The sequence below is a fragment of the Saccharothrix sp. BKS2 genome (assembly GCF_047689505.1).
In the GTDB taxonomy this organism is placed as follows: Bacteria; Actinomycetota; Actinomycetes; order Mycobacteriales; family Pseudonocardiaceae; genus Actinosynnema; species Actinosynnema lopnurensis.
Window position 1 is genome coordinate 210051 of sequence record NZ_JAUQOL010000002.1, and the last position, 23598, is coordinate 233648.

The window sequence follows — 23598 nt, forward strand, 5'->3', positions numbered from 1 at the left end:
GCCGGGCACCCGGTCAGCGGTACTTCGCGGCGTCCACCGAGGTCGGGTCGACGCCCGCCTTGAAGACCTCCTCGTACCAGCGGCCCCAGTCCGGCCGCGAGCCGTCCAGGTCGGTGAAGCCGTACTCGCGCATGAGGGTCCACGACGCGAGCGCCCTGCCGTTGTGGCGGTGCCGGTCCGGGTCGGCCGCGAGCGCGGCGATGCCGCGGCCCACGTAGTGCGGCGACTCCGCCATCGCGTAGTGCGGGTCCTCGGCGATCGCGTCGCGCCAGTTCTCCTCGGTGACGCCGAAGTGCTCCAGCATCTGCTCCGACCGCAGGAAGCCCGGCGTGACCGCGACCGACGTGCAGCCGTGCGGCTCCAGCTCCTTGGCCATCACGGTGCCGAAGCGGCGGATCGCCACCTTCACCGAGTCGTAGGCCAGGGACCCCGAGTAGAACTCGTCGCTGTCGCCGTCGGTGACCTCGACCAGCAGGCCGCCCGGCCGGCGGACCAGCAGCGGCAGCAGGCGGTGCAGGGTGACCAGGTGGGCCTGCACGCTGTTGCGCCACAGCCGCAGCTGCTTGTCCAGGTCCTGCTCCCAGAACACGCGGAACTCGGTGTCCGCCTCACCGCCCCACACGTCGTCCACCAGGACGTCCAGCCGCCCGTCGCCCTCGGCCTCGACCCGGGCGCGGAACGCGTCCACGTCCTCGGGCACGGTGAAGTCGCAGCGCACCGCGATGCCGCGCCCGCCGGCCGCCGTGACCAGCTCGGCCGTCTCCTCGATCGTCTCGTCGCGGCCGATCGGCGACCTGCGCTCCCGCGTCGACCGGCCGCCGACGAACACCGTCGCGCCCGCCGCGCCCAGCTCGACCGCGATCGCCCGGCCCGCGCCGCGCGTCGCCCCCGTCACCGCGGCGACCTTCCCCTTCAGCTCCACTGCCGTCATCTCCCCTTCCACGCGTCCAGCACCGCGTCCACGTCTTCCCGCAGCCGGTCCGCCAGCGCGCCGCGCGGCCGGACCGACCAGTCCATCGACACCCCGTAGAGCAGGCCCGTGAGCACCCTGGCCGCGCGTTCCGGGGACGGCGCGCGCGGCAGGTCGGCCCGGCGGGTCAGCTCCAGCACGGTCCGCCCGGTCGCCTCGTACAGGTCGGCGAGCAGCGCCCGCAGCTCCGGGTCGATCAGGTCCACCCCGAGCTGCGCCAGGTGGTTCTGCGCCTCGTTCGGGTCGCTCATGCCCTCGAACCAGGTCAGCAGCGCGGCGCGCAGGCCCTCGACCGGGTCCGGCACGTCGGCCGCGGCGCGCATCCGGGCCACCTGCTCGGCGCTGGTGCGCCGGGTCAGGGCCTGGAGCAGGCCGCTCTTGGAGCCGAAGCGCTGCGCCACCGTGCCCACCGAGACCTCGGCCGCCGCGGCGACGTCGGCGAGCGTGAAGCCGGGTCCCCGGCGGCCGATGACCTGCGCGGTCGCGGCGAGCAGGCGCTCGTCCGTGATCGTCCTGGGTCGGGGCACGGGGTTATTGAACCACGGTTCAGTAATGGCTCGCGCCTAGGGTGTGGCGATGACCTGGAGACCCCGCCTCATCGCCCTGGACATCGACGGCACGATCACCCCGGTGGGGCGCGAGGACGTGGCCCCCGCGGTGCGCGCGGCGATCCGGCGGGCCGTCGACCACGGCGCCCACGTGGTGCTCTCCACCGGCCGCAGCCTCATCGGCGCCCGGCCCGTGGCCGAGGACCTGGGCCTGGTCGGCACGGCGATCTGCTCGAACGGCGCGGTGTGGTGGGACGCGGCGGCGCGGGCGGTGGTGCGGAAGGTGGCGTTCGACCCGGGGCCGTCGGTGGAGCGGTTGCGGGCGCTGCTGCCGGGCGCGGTGTTCGCGGCCGAGCTCACCGGGGTGGGGAACCTGTCGTTCGGGCGGTTCCCGGACGGCGACCTGTGGGGCGAGGTGCGGGAGGTCCCGTTCGCGGAGCTGGTGGCCGAGCCGACGTCGCGGCTGGTCGTGCGGTGGGTGGGGCGGACGCCGGAGGAGCTGCGGCTGCGGCTGGTGGACGTGGAGCTGCCGGGGGTGACCAGCTCGGTGGACCACACCGAGCCGTGGCTGACGCTGACGCCGCCCGGGGTGACCAAGGGCGCGGCGCTGGAGGAGCTGCGGGCCGCGCTGGGGGTGCCGGCCGCGGACACCCTGGCCATCGGGGACGGCGACAACGACGTGGCGATGCTGCGGTGGGCGGCCCACGGCGTGGCGATGGGGCAGGCGCCGGTGGCCGTGCGGGAGGCGGCGGACGCGGTGACGACGACCGTGCTGGAGGACGGCGCGGCGGCGGTGCTGGACCGGTACTTCGCGGCTTGAGCGGGTCCCGGGGGCAGACCTCGGGGGCGGACCCTGCCGAACCCCGGCCGGCCCTGCCGAACACTGGACGGCCCTGCCGAACCCCGGCTGCCCGGGGTGCCGGCCCCCTGCCGAACCCCGCCTGCCCCGGGGTGCCGGCCCCGGTCCCGGGGTCGCGAACGTTGAACTCGGGGGTCCTGGACGTACGACACGGTGGGCCTGAACGTACGACTCGCGATGGTTTCGTAACCCTGAGGGGAGGTGGGGGGAAGGGCAGGGACGACTCAGGGTGATCACGGATTACTACGACCGAGGTAGCGAAGACGATAAGACTGAAGTCGCACCCACGAGTCAACTACAGACCGATGTGCCGACCCCCTCCTGCCGGGCAGGGTATGACCGAACACGGGGGATGTGCGGTCCAGGGGAGAAACCATGATCGAGGCTATCGGCCTCACCAAGCGCTACGGGAAGACCGTGGCGGTGGACGACCTGTCGTTCACCGTCGCGCCGGGTAGGGTCACCGGCTTCCTCGGTCCGAACGGCGCGGGCAAGTCCACCACCATGCGGATGATGCTCGGCCTCGACCGGCCGACCGCCGGCAAGGTGCTCATCGACGGCAAGCCCTACGCGAGCCTCGACCGTCCGCTGCGGACCGTCGGCGCGCTGCTGGACGCCAAGTGGGTGCACCCGAACCGCTCCGCGAAGGCCCACCTGGAGTGGCTGGCCAAGTCCAACGGCCTGCCGGCCCGCCGGGTGGACGACGTGATCGACATGGTCGGCCTGACCAAGGTCGCCAAGCGCCGCGCCGGGGGGTTCTCGCTGGGCATGTCGCAGCGGCTCGGCATCGCGGGCGCCCTGCTGGGCGACCCGAAGGTGCTGCTGTTCGACGAGCCGGTCAACGGCCTCGACCCCGAGGGCATCCTCTGGATCCGCCGGTTCATGCAGAACCTGGCCGCCGAGGGGCGCACCGTGCTGGTGTCGAGCCACCTGCTGTCGGAGATGGCGGTGACCGCCCAGGACCTGGTGGTCATCGGGCGCGGCAGGCTGATCTCGCAGACCAGCACCGAGCGGTTCATCCAGGAGGCCACCGAGAACAGCGTGCGGGTGCGCAGCCCGCACGCCGACAAGCTGGGCGCGATGCTCGTGGACAAGGGCTTCACCGTCCGCGACGGCGAGGACGGCGCGCTCACCGTGTCGGGTGCAAGCAGCGACCAGATCGGGGACATCGCGGCGTCGGGCGGCGTGGTGCTGCACGAGTTGAGCCCGCAGCGCGGTTCGCTGGAACAGGCATTCATGCAGCTCACCGGCGATTCCGTGGAGTACCACGCCGAACTCGTCGAGACCGGGGAAGTGACCGCGCGATGACTCTGCTCGCCGTTGAACGCATCAAGCTCTTCTCCACCCGCTCGCCGTGGTGGTGCATGCTCCTCGCCTTCGGCCTGACCGTGGGCGTCACCGCGATCATCGCGGCCAACTGGGGCGACTCGCCGATGCCGGTGCTGGCCTCGGTGTTCACCCACTCGTTCGGCCTGTACGTGATCATGGTGATGGCCGCGCTGGCGGTGACCACCGAGTACCGCTTCGGCACGATCAAGTCGACGTTCCAGGCGGTGCCCGACCGCACCTCGCCGATGGTCGCCAAGGCCGTCGTGGTGGTGCTGCTGTCCACCCTCGTCGGCCTGGCCGCCGCGTTCGGCTCGTGGGGCCTGAGCTGGCTGCTGGCCGACAACACCTCGGAGCTCGCGCTGACCACGGCCAACGACTGGCGGCACGTGGCGGGCGTCGGCCTGGTGTACGGGGCGGGCGCGCTGCTCGCGCTGGGCGTGGGCGCGCTGGTGCGGCAGACCGCGGGCGCGGTGTCGATCATCCTGGTGTTCGCGCTGGTGGTGGAGAGCGTCGTCGGGTTCATCCCGAACGTCGGTGACGACATCCAGAAGTGGATGCCGTTCACCGTGGCCAACAAGTTCGTCATGGGCGACCCGGACCTGAGCGCCCTCCCGGAGGGGGCCGGCCCGCCGACCGTGGGGGAACTGAGCCCGTGGGGATCGCTGGCGTACTTCGCCGCCATCGCCCTCGCGGTGTACGTGATCTCGCTGGTGGTCGTGAAGCGGCGGGACGCGTAGGGGGACGCGCGGCCGTGCCGAGGGGGTCGGTCGCGCGGATGATCGGGGGTAGGGAAAGGCGGGTTCGGGCCACCTTCGGGGAGGTGGCCCGAACCCGCTCTCGGCGTTCCTCGACCGGACGGGAGAAGTCGTGATCGAAGCGACCGGCCTCACCAAGCGCTACGGGAAGACCGTGGCGGTGGACGACCTGTCGTTCACCGTCGCACCGGGCCGGGTCACCGGCTTCCTCGGACCGAACGGCGCGGGCAAGTCCACCACCATGCGCATGGTCATCGGCCTGGACCGCCCCACCCGGGGCCGCGTCACCGTGAACGGGCAGGACTACCGGGCGCTGCGCCACCCGCTGCGCGTGGTCGGCGCGCTGCTCGACGCCAAGTGGGTGCACCCCAACCGCTCCGCGCGCGCCCACCTCAGGTGGCTGGCCAGGTCGAACGACATCCCGGTCGCCCGCGTCGACGAGGTGCTGGACGCGGTCGGCCTGACCGAGGTCGCCAACCGGCGCGCGGGCACCTTCTCGCTGGGCATGTCCCAGCGGCTCGGCATCGCGGGCACGCTGCTCGGCGACCCGGAGGTGCTGCTGTTCGACGAGCCGGTCAACGGCCTCGACCCCGAGGGCATCCTCTGGATCCGCCGGTTCATGCACCGGCTCGCCGCCGAGGGGCGGACCGTGTTCGTGTCCAGCCACCTGCTGTCGGAGATGGCCCAGACGGCGCAGGACCTGGTGGTCATCGGGCGCGGCAGGCTCATCGCGCAGACCGGCACCGAGCAGTTCATCCAGGAGGCCACCGAGGGCGCCGTCCGCGTCCGCTCGCCCCAGCTGGACCGGCTGAGGGCCCTGCTGGACGAGCGGGGGCGCGTGGAGGCGGACGCCGACGCGCTCGTGGTGCACGGGGTGGAATCCGCGGCCATCGGCGAGCTGGCCGCCGCGAACGGCATCACCCTGCACGAGCTGAGCCCCCGGCTGGGCTCGCTCGAACAGGCGTTCATGCAGCTGACCAAGGAATCAGTGGAATACCACGCCGCCCAATAGGCGGTACCGCGGAATAGCGTCGGCCTTTTGTCACCAGCGGTCGGTGCGCCAGAAGTCGTCGTCCGGCGGCGGGATTTCGGTGACGACCGGGACCGGCGCCCGGCGGATTCTGTTCCGGCGCGCCCGGACGAGGGCGAGCGCGGCCACCAGGACGGCGGCCGCGCCGAGCCCGCCGGCGACCAGCGGGAGGCGGTCGTCGCCCCCCGGGGCGGTCGGCAGCGCCTCGACCGGCGGCGGGGGCGCGGTGGTCGTCGTCGGGGGTGGCGGCGGGGGCGGGGCCAGGGGGTTGTGGTCCACCGGGGGCACCTCGGCGGTCAGCGCGGCGACCGGGTTGACCAGGCCGAAGCCGGTCGCGCCGTCGCGGCCCGGCGCCTGGAGGTCGGTGGCCGTGGCGATCAGGCGGTTGACCACGTTGCCCGCGTCGAGGTCGGGGTGGTGGGCGCGGACCAGCGCCGCGGCCCCGGAGACCAGGGCCGTCGCCGCGCTGGTGCCGTCGACCTGGGCGAACCCGGTGGCGGAGGCGTCCAGCGTGATAGCCGTGACGACGTCCTCCGCGGGCGCGGCGAGCACGGTCTCCGGGCCGGTGTTCGACTCCGGCCACGGGCCGTTGCCGCGCACCGTGCCGGACACCGCGACCACGCCCTTGATGTTGGCGGGCGCGCCCACGTGCTCCTGGCCGTCGTTGCCCGTGCCGGCGACCACCACGACGTCCCGGTCGAACGCGTGGTTCACCGCGCGCAGCAGGTCGGGGGTCAGCGTGGCGGCCGAGGTCAGGGACAGGTTGACCACGTCGGCCCCCTGGTCGACGGCCCAGGTCACGCCCTCGGCCACGGACGTGGTGGTGAACTTCTCGCCGTCCGCGCCGACCGAGACCGGCAGGATCCGCGCGGCCGGCGCGACACCGAGCACGCCGCCGTCGACGCCCCGGCCGCCGATCAGCGCGGCCATCGCGGTGCCGTGGCCGTCGCCGTCCCGCGTGCCGTCGGTGCCGCTCGCGGAGCCGAAGCCGGCGCCCGGCAGCAGCGCCCCGGCCAGGTCGGGCCGCGTGGCGTCCACGCCCGAGTCGACGACCGCGACCACCACGCCCTCGCCGCGCGTCGTGGCGTGCGCCTCGGGCACGCCCAACGCCTCCAGGTGCCACTGCTGCTCGCGGATCGTCTGCGCCCGGACCCCCTGCCCGGGTCCGGTGGCGTGGCCGGCCACCGGCGCGGTCAGCAGCAGCGCGACCACCGCGGTCACGACCGGAACCGCTCTCCCCACCACGCAATTCCCCCTGTGCTCGATGTCACAAATATTCCATGTCGGTCATGTTTCACAGTTCCGGGCTGGGACGACTGGAGTAAGACGTTCGTTAAAACGTCGTGAACTCCGGCACAGGGCCATGACAAAATCTTCTGAACCCGGTCAGATGGAAAGCAGCGAATCGTGAGGTGGGCATCTCGCCCGCACGCGAATTCGTGCCCCCCGTCAAGGAACCCTCCGGAGGTGAACCCGTGACGGTGCTTGATCCCGACCTGAACGCCGACTCCTCGGCCACCGGGTCGAAGAAGTTGCCACGGCAGCGCGACCACGCCCTTCGCGTCGAACCGATGATGGCGTTGGAATGGTCGCACGCGATCGAGGCCGCGGGAGGGGACGGCATCGCCGACTCCCCGGCCCAGAGCCGTCGAGCCTGGATCCACCGGGCCGACGAGCAGCAGGTGCTCACGTTGTTCCGCGCGGTCGGCCCCCAGGCCCCGGCACCCTGGTGGTTGCGGGCGCTCGACCGCGGCAAGATCGCCTCGCGCGCGGCGGCGTTCGCCGTCGAGGACGAGGTGACCCGGCTGCTGGCCACCAGGCCGGGCTGGGTGTTCGTGCCCTGGGCATCCGAGGGCGAGGTCGGCTACTGGGAGTTCGTGCCGTCCGAGAGCGGCGTCTACGGGCCCGCCGAGCCGACCACCGTGCAGTTCACCGACCGGCACCCCGGTTTCGTGGACCTGCTCCCCGCGCACCGGGGCCCCGGTCAGCGCCAACCCATCGAGTTCACCCCGGGCGAGCTGCGCGAGCAGATCGAGGACCTGGAGAACATCGCTTAACGCACCGCCATAGGCTGTACGCCCGTGACGTCCAGCCACCAGCGACCGCCCCACCACCGATCCGTCGTGAGCTACGTGCAGCGCGGGGAGCGGATGACGGTGGGGCAGCAGCGCGCATGGGACCGCCACTGGGAGCGTTGGGGCCGCGAGGTCAAAGCGCTCCCGGCCGGTCCCGTGCGGTTCGACGAGTGGTTCGACCGGGAGGCGCCGCTGCTGCTGGAGATCGGCTCCGGGATGGGCGAGACGACCTCGCAGCTGGTCGCCGCCGCTCCCGAGCTCAACTACGTCGCCGTCGAGGTCTACAAGCCCGGCCTGGCGCAGCTCCTGCTGCGCGCCGAGGCCCTCGGGGTGGAGAACCTGCGGGTGCTGCGCGGCGACGCCGTCGACCTGCTCACCGACCACGTGGAGCCCGGCTCGCTCGCCGGGGTGCGGATCTTCTTCCCCGACCCGTGGCCCAAGAAGAAGCACCACAAGCGGCGGCTGGTCCAGCCGGAGTTCGTGCGCCTGGTGGCCACGCGCCTGCGGCCGGGCGGCACGCTGCACCTGGCCACGGACTGGGAGGAGTACGCCGAGCAGATGCTGGAGGTGTGCTCGGCCGAGCCGCTGCTGCGCAACCGGTTCGACAGGTGGGCGCCCCGGCCCGACTGGCGACCGGTCACGAAGTTCGAGCAGCGGGCCGTCGAGGAGGACCGGATCAGCCACGACCTGATGTTCGAGCGGGTCGAACTCACCTGACCGTGGCATCAAGGTGCGCCCCCTTTCCGCCGAGGTGGGCACTGCGGGTCGTTTCGTCACTCGATGGTGCGAATTTTGTTGATCACCCGTTGTGCCCCGTCCGGCAGTGACGAGTAAGGCGCTCCCGCAACTACGGTTGCCGCCCGTGACCGCAGTGGACAACGAACCGATAACGTTCGACCTGGACGCCGCGGAGGGCTTCCTCCGCATGTTCCACGTCGCCCACCCCGAGGCGGGTCCGGTCGGCCCGCGCCTGAGCCGGGTGCGCAACGAGGTGGCCGGGACGGGCACCTACCGCCACACCCCCGAGGAGTTGTCCTACGGCGCGCGGATCGCCCTGCGCGACAGCGGCTGGTGCACCAGCGGCGTGCCGTGGCGGCGGCTCAAGGTCCGCGACCTGCGCGGGTTCCGCAACGCCGCCGCCGTGGCGGGCGAGTGCGTCGAGCACCTGCGCCTGGCCGGCAACGGCGGCGAGATCCGCCCGCTGATCACCGTGTTCGCCCCGGACGGCCCGACCGCGCCCGGCCCGTGCATCTGGAACGAGCAGCTCATCCGGTACGCGGGCTACCCGGACGGGCCCGACCGCTGGCTGGGCGACCGCCGCTACGCCGCGTTCACCGACGCCGTGCGGGGCATGGGCTGGCAGCCGCCCGAGGCGCGCGGCCGCTTCGACGTGCTGCCGCTGGTGGTGGAGACCGCGCACGAGGGCGCGCAGCTGTTCACCGTCCCGCCGGACGTCGTGCACGAGGTGCGCCTGGAGCACCCCGAGCTGCCCTGGTTCGGGCGGCTGGGCCTGCGCTGGCACGCCGTGCCGGTGATCGCGAACATGCGGCTGTCCATCGGCGGCGTCCACTACCCCGCCGCGCCGTTCAACTCGTGGTTCGTCGGCTCCGAGATCGGCGCCCGCAGCCTGGCCGACGAGCACGCCCACGGCGCGGCCCGCGAGGTCGCCGAGGCGATGGGCCTCGACACGAGCACCGAGCGCTCGCTGTGGCGCGACCGCGCCGTGGTGGAGCTGAACCGGGCCGTGCTGCACTCGTTCGACCTGGCGCAGGTCACCATCACCGACCACCACGCCGAGTCGCTGCACCGGCTGTCGTGGCTGCGCTCGCGCCAGCGGCCGGCCGGCAACCGGCCCGCGTTCCGGCTCGACCCGGGCGCCGCCCGGCGCGCCCGGGCCGGCGGTCCGGCGCGCTTCTCGCCCCACCCCGTCGAGACGACCCGGCCCCAGTACCCCGGGCGCCTGGCCGAGCTGCTGCGCCGCCACGCGGGGACCTGAACGGGACCCCCTACCGCTGCGAGTCGATCAACACGCCCGACAACGCCATCAACACCAGCACCAGCAGGCCCACCACGGCGCCCGCCCAGGTGACCACCACTCCGAACATCGCGTCCTCCGTTCCCCGACTGCCTCCAGGGTCACCCCGGGTTTCGTCATCCGACATCGGCCACTGGTGTGTATCCCCGGGCGTTCGGGTCAGCCTGGCGACCGATGGGCCACCCGACCGGGGTAGGACGCGGCATCCGTCCGGAGGTCTTACGGTGATTCGTCGTGGAGAGCACTGACCTCGGGGGGCGCGCGCTGCTCCGCCGCCAGTGGCCCCTCGCCTGCGCCCTGGTCTTCTTCCTCGCGAGCGAGCTGTTCAGCGAGCAGGGCTCCTGGTGGCAGGCGCCCGGGTCGGTCGTGGTGGCCGTGCTCGCCGTGCTCGCGCCCCGGCGGCCGTTCGACGCCGCGCTCGCCGCCGCGACCGCGGTGGCGGCGAGCTCGGTGGTGCTGCTGGTCGCCGGCGCCGCGGCGGGCGTGCCCGTGGTCAGCGGCCTGGTGATCTCCGAGACGGCGGCGGTGATGGCGATCATCGCCGTCGCGGTGCGGCAGGCGTCCCCGGTGCGGGCGGTGGTCTCGGTGGTGGTGCTGGTCGCGGTGTCCGCGGCGACGCTGTGGGTGCGCCCGAGCTACTGGGCGGCGGAGTGGCCCGACTACCGGCCCGAGCTGTGGCAGCAGCTGTTCGGCGGCGGGGTGCTGCTGGCGCTGTCGGTGGGCACCGGGCTGTACTTCCGGGCCCGCGACCGCGAGCGGTCGACCGCGGTGCGGGCCGAGGTGGCGGCGGCCCAGCACGCCGAGCGGATGGCGCTGGCGCGCGAGCTGCACGACGTGGTGGCGCACTACGTGACCGGGATCGTGGTGCACGCGCAGGCGGCGCAGGCCGTGCCCGCCGCGGCCCAGGAGGTGCTGCCGATCATCGTGCACAGCGGCAACGAGGCGCTGACCGCGATGCGCAGGCTGGTCGGGACGCTGCGCGGCGCCGAGGCCGACGCCCCGGCACCGGCCGCGACCAGCGACCTGGCCGACGACGTGCGCGGCGTGGTGGCGGAGTCCGACCAGCCGGTGCGGCTGCGCCTCGACCTGCCGGTGGCGGTGCCGCCGTCGCTGGGCCGCTCGGTGCTGCGGCTGGTGCAGGAGTCGCTGACCAACAGCCGCAAGCACGCCGGGGGCGTGTCGCGGGTGGACGTGTCGGTGACCGTGGCGGACGGGCAGGTGCACGTGGTCGTGGCCGACGACGGGCGGGAGCGCCGGGCCGCGCCGGTCGGCGGGTCGGGTGGGTACGGGCTGATCGGGATGAGGGAGCGGGTCGAGCTGCTGGGCGGGGAGTTCGGGGCGGGCCCGCGCGCGGGTGGCGGCTGGGAGGTGCGGGCCTCCCTGCCGATCGGTGGGTGAGGCGCGGTTCCTCCCGGTGGGTGAGGCGCGGTTCCCTCAGGCGCGCGGGTTCGGGAGTTCCGCCGGCAGCGGGTAGGTGAACGCCTGCGAGGGGTCCTCCAGCGCCAGGTGGCGGCTCGCGACGGCGCGGCGGCGCTGGGCCGGGATGTCCGGGCGGTAGGAGCCGAGCCACGAGGTGACGTCGCCGGTCAGGCGGGCGTTCTCCGCGCGCAGGGCCAGCACCTCCTCCTCCAGGGCGGTGATGTGCGCCAGGTGGCGCTCCTCCATCTCCCGGTGGACCCGGACCACCGACCACAGCAGCTCGTAGGCGCTCTGCTCCTGCTTGGGGTGGGTGAGGGCGGCGATCCCGGGGACGGCCTCGGCAGCGATGAGCTGGACAGCTGCGGCCTGGGGTTCGGCGGCGCGGGGTTCGGCGGCGCGGGGTTCGGGCAGACGTGTGACGGGATTCCCGGTCTCGGGCTCCTGGAGGTCGAGCATCGGGGCCCGGGGCGCCTGGCCCGCCTGGAGCGGAACCGCGGGCGCCTTGGGCTTGGCCGCCCGGGACCTCACCCGCGGCCCGGCCCCCTCGGTCAGGCGGTGCCGCCGCGCCCACTCCGGGCCGCCGATCAGCGTCGTGGTGACGTGGTCGGCCGCCGCCCAGTCCGGGCACTTCAGCGGCTCGCCCTCGGGCACCGGCTCCCCGGTGGCGAGGAAGTGCAGGTGGCGGGCCACGGCCAGCACCTCGGGCACGCTCCCGGGCTCCACCGCGACCTCGACCAGGTCCGCGATCCGGTCCCACGGCGGCCGGCAGTCCTGGCGGGCCCCCGCGCCGATCCAGCGCGCCACCTCGGCCCGCACCGCGCCCGGCGACCGGCCGTGGGCCCAGTGCCCCGGGTCGCCCGCCGCCCGCTCGAGCACCCGCTGGTACGCGCCGGTCATCCGACCGTGCTCGTCCGCGAGGTGCACCAGCAGGTACAGCGCGAGCCGGCGGCGGTCGCGGGACAGCCCCGGATCGGTGAAATCGGTCTCGGACCGCAGTGCGGCCACCGCTCGCTGACCTCGTCGGTTCCCACTGCCACCAGCCACCGTCGCTCCTCCCGACCAGCGCCGCCTTCCGTTCGGCAGGCTACGGGCGGACCGGTGGACCGCACCCGTCGAGCGGGTCAAACCAGCTCTTCGGGTTATCGGTCCGGGTGACACCCGGTCGGGTGCGGCAGGATTCGGACCATGTCGCTGCGCCTGCACGCCCCGGTGGTCCTGCCCTGCGATCCCTCCTGCTCCGTCCTGCGCGACGCGGTGGTCGACGTCGTCGACGGCCGCGTCGCGCACGTCGGCCCGGCGGCCGGGGCGCCCGCGTTCGACGGCGAGGTCCGCGAGCTGAGCGGCATCCTGCTGCCCGGCCTGGTCAACGCCCACGCGCACAGCCCGATGGTGGTGCTGCGCGGGCTCGGCGGCGACCTGCCGCTGCTGCGCTGGCTGCGCGAGGCCATGTGGCCGGCCGAGGCGAAGATGGTGCCGTCGGACGTCCGGGCCGGGATGCTGCTCGGCGCGGTGGAGATGCTGCGCAACGGCGTCACCACCAGCGCGGAGATGTACTTCCACGGCGAGCAGCTGGTCGACGCGGTGCTGGCGGCCGGGTCGCGGGTGCTGTTCGGCGCGGCGATCATGGACCTGCCGGGGGTGCCGTGGCGGCCGATGGCGGACGGGATCACCCGGTGGATCGACGCGGACGGGCTGCGGTTCGGGCCCCACGAGCGGGTCGAGCTGAGCTACGGGCCGCACTCGGCGTACACCCTGTCGCCGGAGGCCCTGGGCGAGGTGGCCGGCCTGGCGCGGGACCGCGGGGCGCTGGTGCAGGTGCACGTCGCCGAGTCGGTGGAGGAGGACCTGGCGCAGCGCGAGTCGCACGGTTCCGTGCCCCGGCTGCTGGAGCGGGCGGGCGTGCTGGGCGGGCGGGTGCTCTCGGCGCACTCGGTGCACCTGTCCCCGGAGGACGTGCTGATCTACGCGCGGCACGGCGTGGGCGTGGCGCACTGCCCCGGGTCGAACACCAAGCTCGCGTCCGGGATCGCGCCGATCCGGTCGTACGTCGACGCGGGTGTGAAGGTCGGGCTGGGCACGGACGGGCCCGCGTCCAACGACGACCTGGACCTGTTCGAGGAGGCCAGGCTGGCGGCGCTGCTGGCGCGGGTGACCTCGCGGGACGCGACCGCGGTGCGGGCGGCCGACGCGCTGCTGCTGGCCACCCGGGGCGGCGCGGCGGCGCTGGGCCGGGACGACCTGGGCGCGCTGGAGCCCGGTCGGTGGGCGGACGTGGTGCACGTGGACGTGGACGACCCGGCGTTCGCCACCGGGCTGGACGCGCCGGACGAGCAGGTGCTGGCGAACCTCGTGTGGGCGTCCGGGACGCGGCGGGTCAAGGACGTGTGGGTCGCGGGTGAGCGGGTCGTGGCCGACGGCGAGACGACCCGGGTGGACCGGCGCGAGGCGCAGGCCGGGGTGCGGGAGGTGGCCGCGCGGCTGCGGTGAGCGGTGGCCGGAACCGGAGGCGGCCTGGGCCGCCGAGGCCGGCCCCGCCGAGTTCGACCCAGCCGAGTCCGGCCCAGCCGAGTCCGGCCCAGCCGAGTCCGGCCCAGCCGAGTCCGGCCCCGCTCAGGCCAACACCGCTCAGGCCGGTCGTGGCCGGGGCCGCAGCACGATCTCGGTGACGTGGGCGTCGTCGGTCGCGGTGACCGCGCCCGCCACGGCCCGCGCGACGGAGTCCGCGCTCAGGTACAGGTTCGGCTGGTAGTCGCCGGACTCCTGGGCGCGGACGCCGCGCTGCATGTCGGTGTCGACGCGGCCGGGGTGCACGGAGGTGACGCGCAGGTCCTCCTCCTCGGCGCGCAGGGCGTCGGCGAAGGCGCGGAGGGCGAACTTGCTCGCGGCGTAGACGCCCCAGCCGGGGTTGGCGCGCAGGCCCGCGCCGGAGTTGACCAGCACGACGTGGCCGCGGCTCGCGCGCAGGAGCGGCAGCACGAGGCGGGTCAGCTCGGCGACGGCGACCACGTTGACGTCGAGGGTGCGGCGCCAGGTGTCGGCGTCGGCCTCGGCGAGGGGGCCCAGCTCGGCGATGCCCGCGCTGTGCACCAGGACGTCGAGGCGGTCCAGGCCGGACACGGCGGCGGCGAGCGCCCCGGTGTCGGTCAGGTCGACCGGCCAGGGGGTGGCCGAGCCCAGCGACCCGGCCAGCCCGGCCAGCGCGGCCCCGTCCCGACCGCCCAGCAGGAGGTCGTGCGTGGGGGCGAGGGCGCGCGCGGTCGCCGCGCCGATGCCGCGCGACGCGCCGGTGACCAGGGCAACGGGTCGGGTCATGGGAGGACCCTAACCCGTGGTTCCGCGCCGCCCCACCGGGAGGACCGGGGGACGACGCGGGGTGGGTGAAGGGCTCGCGGTGGCGCGAGCCCCCCTCCCGGGATCAGCCGCAGATGCGGCCCTTGTCCTTCTTCCACGCCGCCACGACGGCCGGGCGCGGCTGGGTCGCGCCGCCGTCCGGCCAGTGGGACAGCGGGGTGTCGGCCGAGGCGCCGTCGACCTCGCCCGGGTGCTGGACCGAGACGAGCACGAAGTCGTCCTCGACGACCGGGCCGCAGGTCTCCGCGCCGCGCGGCACGGTGAGGAACTGCTTGACCCGGCCGCGGTAGCGACCCTCCACCGGGATGGCGAACAGGCCGTCGTTGGAGCCGAGGGCGTTGCCGTCGGTGGAGATCCAGAGGTTGCCGCGCGAGTCGAACGCCACGTTGTCCGGGCACGAGATCGGCGAGACCTGCGACTTGTCGTAGCCGCCGAAGTAGGTGTCGGCGGAGTTCGGGTCGCCGCAGACCAGCAGCAGCTTCCAGGAGAACGCGGTCGCGGTGTTGTCGCCGCGGCGCTCCTCCAGCTCCAGCACGTGGCCGTGCCGGTTGCCCACGCGCGGGTTGGGCTCGGTGGCGCCCTCCTTGCCCGCCTTGCCCCGGTCGGTGTTGTTGGTGAGCGCGGCGTAGACGCGGCGGTTGCGCGGGTTCGGCTCGACGTCCTCGGGGCGGTCCATCTTGGTCGGGCCGACCGCGTCCGCGGCCAGGCGCGTGAAGACGTAGACCTCCTCGGCGGTGAAGCCGGGCACGAACGAGCGGTTGCCCGAGGCCAGCGGGATCCACTCGCCGGTGCCGTCGAACTCGCCGTCGGACGGCAGCCTGCCGGAGCCGTCGAACTCGGCGGCCGGGCTGTCGCCCTTGAACTTCGCCACGTAGAGGGTGCCCCGGTCGAGCAGCTTCCTGTTGTGCTCGCGGGCGTGCTTGCTGCTGCCCGGCTTGTACCGCTCGTCGGAGACGAACTTGTACATGTAGTCGAAGCGCTCGTCGTCGCCCATGTACGCGACCACGCGGCCGTCGCGGGCGATGATCACGTTCGCGCCCTCGTGCTTGAAGCGGCCGAGCGCGGTGTGCTTGACCGGCGTCGAGCCGGGGTCGAGCGGGTCGATCTCGACGACCCAGCCGAACCGGTTGACCTCGTTGGGCTCCCGGGCCACGTCGAAGCGCTCGTCGAACTCCTCCCAGCGCCGCTGGGACGCGCCACCGGACAGGCCGTAGCGGAACAGGCGCTGCTTGGCCACCGGGTCGGTGACCGAACCCGCGTTGGCGAAGTACTGGTTGAAGTTCTCCTCGCCGGACAGGATCGTGCCCCACGGGGTCACGCCGCCCGCGCAGTTGTTCAGCGTGCCCAGGACGCGCGTGCCGGTCGGGTCGGCGGAGGTCTTGAGCAGGTCGGAGCCCGCGGCCGGGCCGGTGAGCCGGAACTCGGACTTGACCGTGACGCGCCGGTTGTACTGGCGGTCCACCTTGGCCACGAGCCTGCCGCTGCGGCGGTCGCGCTCGACGAGCACGACCGACATGCCGTGCGCGGCCCACGCGATCTCGACCTGCTCACGGGTGGTGGCGTCCGCCCGCCACCCCTTGAACATGAACTCCTCGGTGGTGTACTCGTGGTTGCTGACCATGAGCCAGCGGTCGCCCCAGCCGAGGGGCACCAGGCCGCAGAAGTCGTTGTTGTAGCCGAACTGCCCGGCCTGCGCGGCGGCGGTCTGCCGGTCGAAGTCGAACTTCGGCGCGCCGGGCAGCACCGGGTCGCCCCAGCGGATGACCACCGACTGCTCGTAGCCGTCGGGGACGACCACGCGGTCCTCGGTGTTGGGCGCGACGGCGGTGAAGTTCAGGCCGTCCTTGCGCCGGCCGCCGCCCAGGTCGACGTCGATGTCGCGGTCGCGGTCGACGCGCGGCGCGGCGGCGGCCGTGCCGGTGCCGACCAGGCCCGCGCCGGCGCCCGCGACGGCCAGCACCGCGCCGGCCTTGAGCAGGCCGCGGCGGCGCACGACCTCGCCGACGACGTCACCGAAGTAGGTGTTGTCGGAGGTGTTGGGCGCCTCGTGGGCACACGCGTCACCGCAGCGGAACTTGCAGGTCACCGCCGACCTACCCAGGGGGTGGTTGGGCAGCAGGGGCAACAGGCGCCGGCCCCGATCGGTGGATGAGGACACGCGGACCTCCGGGATCGCTTCAGTGGGAACCGGGCGACCGTAGGAGCGCAAGTCCACCGACAGCGGGCTTCGAGGTGAACGCGGGACGAACACCTGGCGGTACCACCGACCGGAACCGGCTGGTCACGGCACGTGTCACTCCCCGATGCGGCGCCCCGGGCGCCACACCGCGACCACCGACGGCCGTGGTTGGGAGTCGCCGCCGTCCGGCCAGTGCGACGCCGGCGCGTCGGCCGACGCGCCGTCGACCTCGCCGGGGTGCTGCACGCACACCGTGACCACGCGCTCGCCGATCACCGGCCCGCACGTCTCCGCGCCGCGCGGTACGGTGAGGAACGCCTTGAGGTGGCCGCGCTCGCTCCCGGACACCGGCACCGCGTACAGGCCGTCGTTGTAGCCCTTGAGCGCGCCGTCGGAGTCGCTGGAGATCCACAGGTGGCCGTGCCGGTCGAACGCCACGTTGTCGGGGCTGGAGATCGGGGAGACGCGGGACTTGTCGTAGCCCGCGAAGTACGTGTCGGGCGAGTCCGGGTCGCCGCACACCAGCATGAGGTTCCAGGAGAACACCGCCGACAGCGGGTCGCCGCCCCGGTCGGTCAGCTCCAGGACCTGGCCGTGCTTGTTCCGCACGCGCGGGTTCGGCTCGGTGGCGCCCTCTTTTCTGCCCTCCTCGCCGCGGTCGACGTTGTTGCTCAGCGCGCAGTAGACGACACCGGTGTGCGGGTGGGTCTGGATGTCCTCGGGGCGGTCCATCTTGGTCGCGCCGACCCGGTCCGCGGCCAGGCGCGTGAAGACGTAGACCTCCTCGGCGGTCATGCCCGGCACGAAGGAGCGGTCGCCGGCGGCCAGCGGCACCCACTCGCCGTGCCCGTCGAAGCGGCCGTCGGCCGGGAGCTCGCCGGAGCCGTCGACCTCGCTCGCCGGGCTGTCGCCGGTGAAGCGGGCCACGTACAGCGTGCCGTCGTCGAGCAGGGTCATGTTGTGGCGGCGCGCGGACCGGCTGTCGCCCCTGCGGAGCTTGCCGGTGGAGACGAACTTGTAGATGTACTCGAAGCGCTCGTCGTCACCCGAGTAGGCGACCACGCGGCCGTCGCGCGCCACGCGGACGTTGGCGCACTCGTGCTTGAAGCGGCCGAGGGCGGTGTGCTTGACCGGGGTGGAGTCGGGGTCGTGCGGGTCGAGCTCGACGACGTAGCCGAACCGGTTGGCCTCGTTCGGCTCCCGGGCGAGGTCGAAGCGCGGGTCGAACCGCTCCCACTTGCGGGCGGTGGCGGCGCCGGTGACGCCGTAGCGGGCCAGGCGGGGGTCGTCCAGCTCGTCGGCGTTGGCGAAGTACTGGTGGAAGTTCTCCTCGCCGGACAGGATCGTGCCCCACGGCGTGACGCCGCCCGCGCAGTTGTTCAGCGTGCCCAGGACGCGCGTGCCGGTCGGGTCGGCGGAGGTCTTGAGCAGGTCGGAGCCCGCGGCCGGGCCGGTGAGCAGGAACGGCGTGGTGGCGGTGATCCGGCGGTTCCGGTCGGAGAAGGCCGGGGTGAGGCGGCCGTCGCCGTCCTGGTCGACCCGGAGCACGGACAGGCCGTGCGCGGCCCAGGCGATCTCGACCTGCTCGCGGGTCGGGTCCTCCCCGTCGTAGCTGCGGAACATGAACTGCTCGCTGGTGTACTCGTGGTTGGTCACCAGCAGGTGCGCGCCGCCGGTCCGGTCGAGCGGCAGCAGGGCGGCGAAGTCGCAGTTGAAGCCGAACTGGCGGGCTTGCGCGGCGGCGGTCTGCCGGTCGAAGTCGAACCCGGGGGCGTCGGGGAACAGCGGGTCGCCCCAGCGGACGACCACGGCCTGCTCGTAGCCCGGTGGGACGACGACCTCGTCCAGCTCGTTGGGGGCGACGGGGTCGAAGTCCAGGCCCGCGGCGCGCCGCTCGGCGGGGGCGTTCGCGGTGCCGCAGGCCGCCGTCCCGGTCCCGACGACGCCGGCCGCCGCGACGACCACCCCGGCCCGGAGGGCGGCGCGGCGGCTGATCAGGTCGTCGAAGCGGGGGTTGGCCGAGGTGTTGGGGACGTCGTGGAAGCACGCGTCACCGCAGCGGTAGCGGCAGGTGACGGCCGCGCGCGCGGCGCGGTGGTTCGGCAACAGGGGCAGGTGTCGCACTGGAGCGCCTCCTACGATCGGTCCCGGTTCACCCGACCGTAATCTGATGATCACTCCTTGTTAACCGGCGATCTCCTCACCGACCAGGACCGCCTCCGCGGGCACGGCGCGCCGCCCCGCGCGGCCGACGGCGAGCAGGGCCGCGGCGAGGGCGCAGGCGACGGCGGCGACCACGAACGGCTGCGGCAGGTGGCCGACGAACGTCGCGGCCAGCGCGCCGCCGAGCCGGCGCAGGAAGTTGTAGCCCGCGCTCGCCACCGGTCGCGGCGCCGGGCTGACGCTCATCGCGGTGCTGGTGAACAGGGTGTTGAGCAGGCCGGAGACGACCCCGGAGACGATCACCGCGACGACCAGCAGCGGCTTGCTCGGCACGGCCATGAGCAGCATCAGGACCGCGTAGGCGAGCACGGCGACGACGGTGGTGCGGCGGTCGCCGAAGCGGTCGGCCAGGCGCGGCGCGAGCCAGACGCCGGAGATCGCCACGCAGACGCCCCAGCCGAAGAAGACGAGGCCGATCGAGACCGCGCCCCAGCCGAGCACGAACGGCGACCAGGCCAGCACGGCGAAGAACGCGGCCGTGCAGAGGGCGGAGCCGAGGACGGTGCGCAGCAGGCCGGGGTGGCGCAGCGCGCGCAGCGGGTCGAGCAGGCGGATGCCGTGCCGCGGCCGGTCGTCGGCCAGGAAGACCGAGCAGAGCACGAGGGCGACGGCCATCAGCACGGCGGTGCCGAGGAACGGGCCGCGCCAGGAGATGCCGCCGAGCAGGGCGCCCAGCAGCGGGCCGACGCTCAGGCCGAGGCCGAGCGCGGCCTCGTAGAGCAGGACCGCGCCCTTCTGGCCGCCGCTGTCCGCGCCGACGATGACGCTCAGGGCGGTGGCGATGAAGAAGGCGTTGCCGAGGCCCCAGACCGCGCGCAGCCCGACCAGCTGGCCGATGCTGCCGGCGAGGGCGCAGAGCAGCGTGGCAGCGAAGCAATGGCTCTCACACTACGGTCGGCGGTGTGGATGCGGTGGTGTTCGACCTGGACGGCGTGCTGGTGGACTCCGAGACGGTGTGGGACGAGGTGAGGCGGGCGTTCGCGGCCGCGCACGGCGGCGCCTGGACGCCCGCCGCGACCCGGGCGATGCAGGGCATGAGCACGCCCGAGTGGGCGTCGTACCTGGTGGAGGCCGTGGGCGTGCGGCTGACCCCCGAGGAGGTGGCGGCCGGCGTGGTCGCCGAGATGGAGCGGCGGTACGCCCAGGGACCACCGGTGCTGCCCGGCGCGGTGCGGGTCGTGCGCGCGGTGGCCGACCGGTGGCCGGTGGCCATCGCCAGCTCGTCGCCACCCGCCCTGATCAGGTCGTTCCTGACCGCGACCGGGCTGGTGGACGTGGTGCCGGTCGCGCTGTCCAGCGAGGAGGCGGGCGCGGGCAAGCCCGCGCCGGACGTCTACCTGCTGGCCGCGTCCCGGCTCGGCGCGGCTCCGGGGCGGTGCGCGGCGGTGGAGGACTCGACCAACGGCCTGCGCTCGGCGCTGGCGGCCGGGATGGCGGTGTACGCGGTGCCGAACCCGCACTTCCCGCCGGACCCGGCGGTGCTGGCGGGGGTGACGGTGCTGCGCGAGCTGGCCGAGCTTCCGGACGCCCTCGCCGACGCCTAGCTTGAGCGCCATGGGACAACGGGTTGCGGTGGTCACCGGGGCGGCTCAGGGCATCGGGCGGCGGGTCGCCCAGGTGCTGACCGCGGACGGGTACGAGGTGGTCGGGTTCGACCTGCTGGAGACCCCCGGCGGGGTGGTGGGCGACGTGACCTCGGTCGACGACGTGGCCAGGCTCGCCGAGCGCGTCGGGGACCGGGTCGACGTGCTGGTCAACAACGCGGGCATCGCGGGCATCGGCGCGTTCGAGGACACCACGCCCGAGCAGTGGGAGCGGATGCTCGCGGTCAACCTGACCGGCCCGTTCCTGCTCACCAGGGCGCTGGGCCGGCTCATGCTGGCCCGCCGCGCGGGGTCGGTGGTCAACATCGCCTCGGTGGCGGGCCTGCGGGGCGTGGCGGACCGGGCCGCGTACAACACCACCAAGCACGGGCTGATCGGCCTGACGCGCACGCTCGCCGTCGAGTGGGGCGGGCGCGGGGTGCGGGTCAACGCGGTGTGCCCCGGGTGGGTGAAGACCGAGATGGACGTGGCCGCCCAGGCGGACGGGCACTACTCGGACGAGGACATCACCGAGCACGTGCCGGTGGGCCGGTTCGCCTCGCCGGACGACATCGCGCAGGCCGTGGCGTTCCTCGCCGACCCGGGGCGGAGCGGGTTCGTCAACGGGGTCGCCCTGCCGGTGGACGGCGGGTGGACCGCCGACGGGTCGTGGCGGTCGCTGCGGCTGTCCAAGAGGTGAGGCGGCCCGGGTGGTGGTCCCGGCCCGGGGCAGGGACCACCACCCTCGGGCTTCAGCTCTCCACGTCGCCGCGGATGAACGCCTCGACCGCCTCGTGGGCCACCGAGTCGGAGTACTGCTCCGGCGGGGACTTCATGAAGTAGGACGAGGCCGACAGGATCGGGCCGCCGATCCCCCGGTCCAGGGCGATCTTCGCCGCGCGCACCGCGTCGATGATGATGCCCGCCGAGTTCGGCGAGTCCCACACCTCCAGCTTGTACTCCAGGTTCAGCGGCACGTCGCCGAACGCCCGGCCCTCCAGCCGCACGTAGGCCCACTTGCGGTCGTCCAGCCAGGCCACGTAGTCCGACGGGCCGATGTGGACGTTGCGCTTGCCGAGGTCGCGGTCCACCTGGGAGGTGACGGCCTGGGTCTTGGAGACCTTCTTGGACTCCAGCCGCTCCAGTTCCTTCATGTTCAGGAAGTCCATGTTGCCGCCCACGTTGAGCTGCATGGTGCGGTCGAGCTGGACGCCCCGGTCCTCGAACAGCTTGGCCAGCACGCGGTGGGTGATGGTGGCGCCCACCTGCGACTTGATGTCGTCGCCCACGATCGGCACGCCGGCCGCGCGGAACTTCTCCGCCCACTCGGGGTCGGAGGCGATGAACACCGGCAGCGCGTTGACGAACGCCACACCGGCGTCGATGGCGGCCTGCGCGTAGAAGCGGTCGGCCTCCTCCGAGCCCACCGGCAGGTACGACACCAGCACGTCGACCTCGGCGTCGCGCAGCGCCTGCGCCACGTCCACGGGCCGCTCGTCGGACTCCTCGATGGTCTCCCGGTAGAACCGGCCGAGCCCGTCGAGGGTGTGCCCGCGCTGCACGACCACGCCCAGCGGCGGCACGTCCGCGATCTTGACCGTGTTGTTCTCGCTGGCCCCGATGGCCTCGGACAGGTCCGTGCCGACCTTCTTCGCGTCCACGTCGAACGCGGCCACGAACTCGACGTCGCGCACGTGGTAGGGCCCGAACTGGACGTGCATGAGACCGGGCACGCGAGTCGCCGGGTCCGCGTCGCGGTAGTAGTGGACACCCTGCACCAGCGACGCCGCGCAGTTGCCGACCCCGACGATGGCCACTCGAACGCTGCGGCGGTTGTCGCCCATGCCGAGTCCTCCTTCTCGTTCTGCTTGAGTCATTCGTCCCGCTCGTGCTGCTCGGCCCGTTCGCCGGCGATCAGCTCGTTCAACCACCGCACCTCGCGCTCGGTGCTCTCCAGGCCGAGCCGGTGCAGCTCCCGGGTGTACTTGTCGATCCGCTCGCTCGTCGCCGCTAACGAGGTGCGCAGCCCCTCCCGGCGCTCCTCCACCCGCCTGCGGCGCCCTTCGAGGATCCGCATCCTCACGTCGGCGGGCGTGCGGGAGAAGAAGGCCACGTGGACGCCGAACGAGTCGTCGTCCCACGTCTGGGGGCCAGCGTTGGCCAGCAGTTCGGCGAACCTCTCCTTGCCCTCCGCGGTGAGCTTGTAGACCTTGCGGGCCCTGCGCCCCCAACGAGCCGCGTCCTCCTGGGGGACCTCCTCGACGATGAGGCCACCGCGTTGCAACCGGCGCAACGTGGGGTACAGGGTCCCGTAGGAGAACGCGCGGAACGCCCCCAGCAGCTCGGTCAAGCGCTTGCGCAGCTCATAGCCGTGCATGGGTGCTTCGTGCAGCAGGCCGAGGATCGCGAACTCCAGCACGGAACACCTCCGCTCGATGAGCGCCGATGGGTTCGCCCACTATATCGGTGCGATACATCCGAGCACGCCCCAGAAGTGTCGCGTGCCCCACAGTCGCTCACCGGTCCGGGGCCACTGCCCTGAACGGCCCATCGACGGGGTTGGGCCGCCACGTACTCTGGTCGCGTGCTGACCCAACGACAGGTCGTGGACTACGCCCTGCAGCGCCGTGCGCTGCTGGCGGAGGTCTACGCGGGTCGAGTGGGCACGATGGAGGTGTGCGACGCCAGCCCGTACCTGCTGCGAGCTGCGAAGTTCCACGGCCGACCGAGCGACGTGACGTGCCCGGTGTGCCGCAGGGAGCCCCTCACCCACGTGTCCTGGGTCTACGGTGACGAGCTCAAGCACGCGGCCGGCTCCGCGCGCACCGTCGAGGAGCTCACCCGCATGGCGACCCTCTTCGAGGAGTTCACCGTGTACGTGGTCGAGGTTTGCCGCACCTGTAGTTGGAACCACCTGGTGCAGTCGTACGTCCTGGGAACGCGTGGCGTGAACACCCGCAAGCCGCGCAGGAGGACCGCGGCCGAGTGAAACCGCGCCGGCCCCGGACGTCGCCCCACCAGGGAGCGACGGCGTACGACCACCGAACCGCGTGCGCCCGCACGCCGGTCTGGGAGGCCATTTCGTGAACGACCAGCACGACGAGAGGCATCGCGGCGGGGAGCCGCAGTGGCCGACCGGGGAGGACCCGGACGGCGGCGCGCACCCCAACCGACGCGGAGCCGGTGACCAGCCGGAACGACCGAACACACCACCCGGTGGGTTCGCGCGCGCCCCGGCGGAC

At 73.5% G+C, this 23598-nt stretch carries 21 protein-coding genes and 1 pseudogene; 12 read left to right on the forward strand and 10 right to left on the reverse strand.

Going from position 1 to position 23598, the window contains the following annotated elements; genetic code table 11:
- Positions 1 to 13 precede the first annotated feature (13 nt).
- Entirely contained in the window at positions 14 to 931 is a 918-nt protein-coding gene (locus Q5530_RS03625; protein ID WP_415360706.1) for an SDR family oxidoreductase, read from the reverse strand.
- The gene (locus tag Q5530_RS03630) at positions 928 to 1497 is read right to left on the reverse strand and encodes a TetR/AcrR family transcriptional regulator (protein WP_415360708.1); all 570 of its coding nucleotides are present in this window, start codon (positions 1495 to 1497) and stop codon (positions 928 to 930) included. Before Q5530_RS03630 ends, Q5530_RS03625 begins: the two co-directional genes overlap by 4 nt.
- 49 nt (positions 1498 to 1546) lie before the next feature.
- Between Q5530_RS03630 and Q5530_RS03635 the strand changes: the two genes are divergently transcribed.
- From Q5530_RS03635 to Q5530_RS03650, 4 genes are all read left to right on the forward strand, one after another.
- Positions 1547 to 2338: an HAD family hydrolase gene (locus Q5530_RS03635; RefSeq protein WP_415360710.1), complete on the forward strand. Its 792-nt coding sequence runs from the start codon at positions 1547 to 1549 to the stop codon at positions 2336 to 2338.
- A gap of 414 nt (positions 2339 to 2752) precedes the next feature.
- Positions 2753 to 3685, forward strand: a complete 933-nt coding sequence (locus Q5530_RS03640; protein ID WP_415360712.1) for an ABC transporter ATP-binding protein — start codon at positions 2753 to 2755, stop codon at positions 3683 to 3685.
- Positions 3682 to 4443 carry a hypothetical protein gene (locus Q5530_RS03645; RefSeq protein ID WP_415360713.1) on the forward strand — a complete coding sequence of 254 codons (762 nt, stop codon included), beginning with the start codon at positions 3682 to 3684 and terminating at the stop codon, positions 4441 to 4443. The genes Q5530_RS03640 and Q5530_RS03645 overlap by 4 nt, the downstream gene beginning before the upstream one ends.
- A 130-nt stretch (positions 4444 to 4573) precedes the next feature.
- Entirely contained in the window at positions 4574 to 5473 is a 900-nt protein-coding gene (locus Q5530_RS03650) for an ABC transporter ATP-binding protein (RefSeq protein WP_415360715.1), read from the forward strand.
- 30 nt (positions 5474 to 5503) lie between these two features.
- On the opposite strand, the gene Q5530_RS03655 is transcribed toward Q5530_RS03650, so the two are convergent.
- Positions 5504 to 6712, reverse strand: a complete 1209-nt coding sequence (locus tag Q5530_RS03655; RefSeq protein WP_415360716.1) for a S8 family serine peptidase — start codon at positions 6710 to 6712, stop codon at positions 5504 to 5506.
- 254 nt (positions 6713 to 6966) lie between these two features.
- On the opposite strand from Q5530_RS03655, the gene Q5530_RS03660 reads away from it, so the two are divergent.
- The 4 genes from Q5530_RS03660 (at position 6967) to Q5530_RS03675 (ending at position 10999) form a co-directional block, all read left to right on the forward strand.
- Positions 6967 to 7548 (forward strand): hypothetical protein, encoded by a 582-nt coding sequence (locus tag Q5530_RS03660; RefSeq protein WP_380643468.1) that lies wholly within the window; start codon positions 6967 to 6969, stop codon positions 7546 to 7548.
- A 93-nt stretch (positions 7549 to 7641) separates the two neighbouring features.
- Complete coding sequence (trmB, locus tag Q5530_RS03665; protein ID WP_415361167.1) at positions 7642 to 8283, forward strand: tRNA (guanosine(46)-N7)-methyltransferase TrmB; 642 nt, start codon at positions 7642 to 7644, stop codon at positions 8281 to 8283.
- Positions 8284 to 8428: 145 nt separating this feature from the next.
- Entirely contained in the window at positions 8429 to 9562 is a 1134-nt protein-coding gene (locus Q5530_RS03670; RefSeq protein WP_415360718.1) for a nitric oxide synthase oxygenase, read from the forward strand.
- Between the two features lie 273 nt (positions 9563 to 9835).
- Positions 9836 to 10999: a sensor histidine kinase gene (locus tag Q5530_RS03675; RefSeq protein WP_415360719.1), complete on the forward strand. Its 1164-nt coding sequence runs from the start codon at positions 9836 to 9838 to the stop codon at positions 10997 to 10999.
- Between the two features lie 36 nt (positions 11000 to 11035).
- On the opposite strand, the gene Q5530_RS03680 is transcribed toward Q5530_RS03675, so the two are convergent.
- Positions 11036 to 12025 carry a hypothetical protein gene (locus Q5530_RS03680; RefSeq protein WP_415360720.1) on the reverse strand — a complete coding sequence of 330 codons (990 nt, stop codon included), beginning with the start codon at positions 12023 to 12025 and terminating at the stop codon, positions 11036 to 11038.
- 180 nt (positions 12026 to 12205) lie between these two features.
- On the opposite strand from Q5530_RS03680, the gene Q5530_RS03685 reads away from it, so the two are divergent.
- Positions 12206 to 13507, forward strand: a complete 1302-nt coding sequence (locus Q5530_RS03685) for an amidohydrolase family protein (RefSeq protein WP_415360721.1) — start codon at positions 12206 to 12208, stop codon at positions 13505 to 13507.
- 138 nt (positions 13508 to 13645) lie between these two features.
- Here the strand turns inward: Q5530_RS03685 and Q5530_RS03690 are convergent, their stop codons facing one another.
- The 4 genes and pseudogenes from Q5530_RS03690 to Q5530_RS03705 form a co-directional block, all read right to left on the reverse strand.
- Entirely contained in the window at positions 13646 to 14332 is a 687-nt protein-coding gene (locus Q5530_RS03690) for an SDR family oxidoreductase (protein ID WP_415360722.1), read from the reverse strand.
- A gap of 103 nt (positions 14333 to 14435) precedes the next feature.
- Positions 14436 to 16529, reverse strand: coding sequence for a PhoX family protein (locus Q5530_RS03695; protein WP_415360724.1), 2094 nt, complete (start codon positions 16527 to 16529; stop codon positions 14436 to 14438).
- 135 nt (positions 16530 to 16664) lie between these two features.
- Positions 16665 to 18674 carry a PhoX family protein gene (locus Q5530_RS03700; protein ID WP_415360725.1) on the reverse strand — a complete coding sequence of 670 codons (2010 nt, stop codon included), beginning with the start codon at positions 18672 to 18674 and terminating at the stop codon, positions 16665 to 16667.
- A gap of 60 nt (positions 18675 to 18734) precedes the next feature.
- A pseudogene (locus Q5530_RS03705) lies at positions 18735 to 19643 on the reverse strand (MFS transporter); the annotation flags it as partial.
- A 32-nt stretch (positions 19644 to 19675) separates the two neighbouring features.
- On the opposite strand from Q5530_RS03705, the gene Q5530_RS03710 reads away from it, so the two are divergent.
- Both Q5530_RS03710 and Q5530_RS03715 read left to right on the forward strand, forming a co-directional pair.
- Positions 19676 to 20317, forward strand: a complete 642-nt coding sequence (locus tag Q5530_RS03710) for an HAD family hydrolase (protein ID WP_415360727.1) — start codon at positions 19676 to 19678, stop codon at positions 20315 to 20317.
- Between the two features lie 10 nt (positions 20318 to 20327).
- Positions 20328 to 21056: an SDR family NAD(P)-dependent oxidoreductase gene (locus Q5530_RS03715; protein ID WP_380643491.1), complete on the forward strand. Its 729-nt coding sequence runs from the start codon at positions 20328 to 20330 to the stop codon at positions 21054 to 21056.
- A gap of 52 nt (positions 21057 to 21108) precedes the next feature.
- On the opposite strand, the gene Q5530_RS03720 is transcribed toward Q5530_RS03715, so the two are convergent.
- Both Q5530_RS03720 and Q5530_RS03725 read right to left on the reverse strand, forming a co-directional pair.
- The gene (locus Q5530_RS03720; RefSeq protein WP_380643493.1) at positions 21109 to 22200 is read right to left on the reverse strand and encodes an inositol-3-phosphate synthase; all 1092 of its coding nucleotides are present in this window, start codon (positions 22198 to 22200) and stop codon (positions 21109 to 21111) included.
- Positions 22201 to 22229: 29 nt separating this feature from the next.
- Positions 22230 to 22775, reverse strand: a complete 546-nt coding sequence (locus Q5530_RS03725; protein ID WP_380643495.1) for a PadR family transcriptional regulator — start codon at positions 22773 to 22775, stop codon at positions 22230 to 22232.
- A 165-nt stretch (positions 22776 to 22940) separates the two neighbouring features.
- On the opposite strand from Q5530_RS03725, the gene Q5530_RS03730 reads away from it, so the two are divergent.
- A complete protein-coding gene (locus Q5530_RS03730; protein WP_380643497.1) occupies positions 22941 to 23345 on the forward strand; it encodes a DUF5318 domain-containing protein in 405 nt (134 codons plus the stop codon).
- Positions 23346 to 23598 lie beyond the last annotated feature (253 nt).

What these genes read in the sequence shown, in the direction of transcription:
- Q5530_RS03625 (WP_415360706.1), bottom strand. Translation starts at nt 931, where the DNA reads ATGACGGCAGTGGAGCTGAAGGGGAAGGTCGCCGCGGTGACGGGGGCG.
- Q5530_RS03635 (WP_415360710.1), top strand. Translation starts at nt 1,547, where the DNA reads ATGACCTGGAGACCCCGCCTCATCGCCCTGGACATCGACGGCACGATC.
- Q5530_RS03640 (WP_415360712.1), top strand. Translation starts at nt 2,753, where the DNA reads ATGATCGAGGCTATCGGCCTCACCAAGCGCTACGGGAAGACCGTGGCG.
- Q5530_RS03645 (WP_415360713.1), top strand. Translation starts at nt 3,682, where the DNA reads ATGACTCTGCTCGCCGTTGAACGCATCAAGCTCTTCTCCACCCGCTCG.
- trmB (WP_415361167.1), top strand. Translation starts at nt 7,642, where the DNA reads ATGACGGTGGGGCAGCAGCGCGCATGGGACCGCCACTGGGAGCGTTGG.
- Q5530_RS03685 (WP_415360721.1), top strand. Translation starts at nt 12,206, where the DNA reads ATGTCGCTGCGCCTGCACGCCCCGGTGGTCCTGCCCTGCGATCCCTCC.
- Q5530_RS03690 (WP_415360722.1), bottom strand. Translation starts at nt 14,332, where the DNA reads ATGACCCGACCCGTTGCCCTGGTCACCGGCGCGTCGCGCGGCATCGGC.
- Q5530_RS03715 (WP_380643491.1), top strand. Translation starts at nt 20,328, where the DNA reads ATGGGACAACGGGTTGCGGTGGTCACCGGGGCGGCTCAGGGCATCGGG.
- Q5530_RS03720 (WP_380643493.1), bottom strand. Translation starts at nt 22,200, where the DNA reads ATGGGCGACAACCGCCGCAGCGTTCGAGTGGCCATCGTCGGGGTCGGC.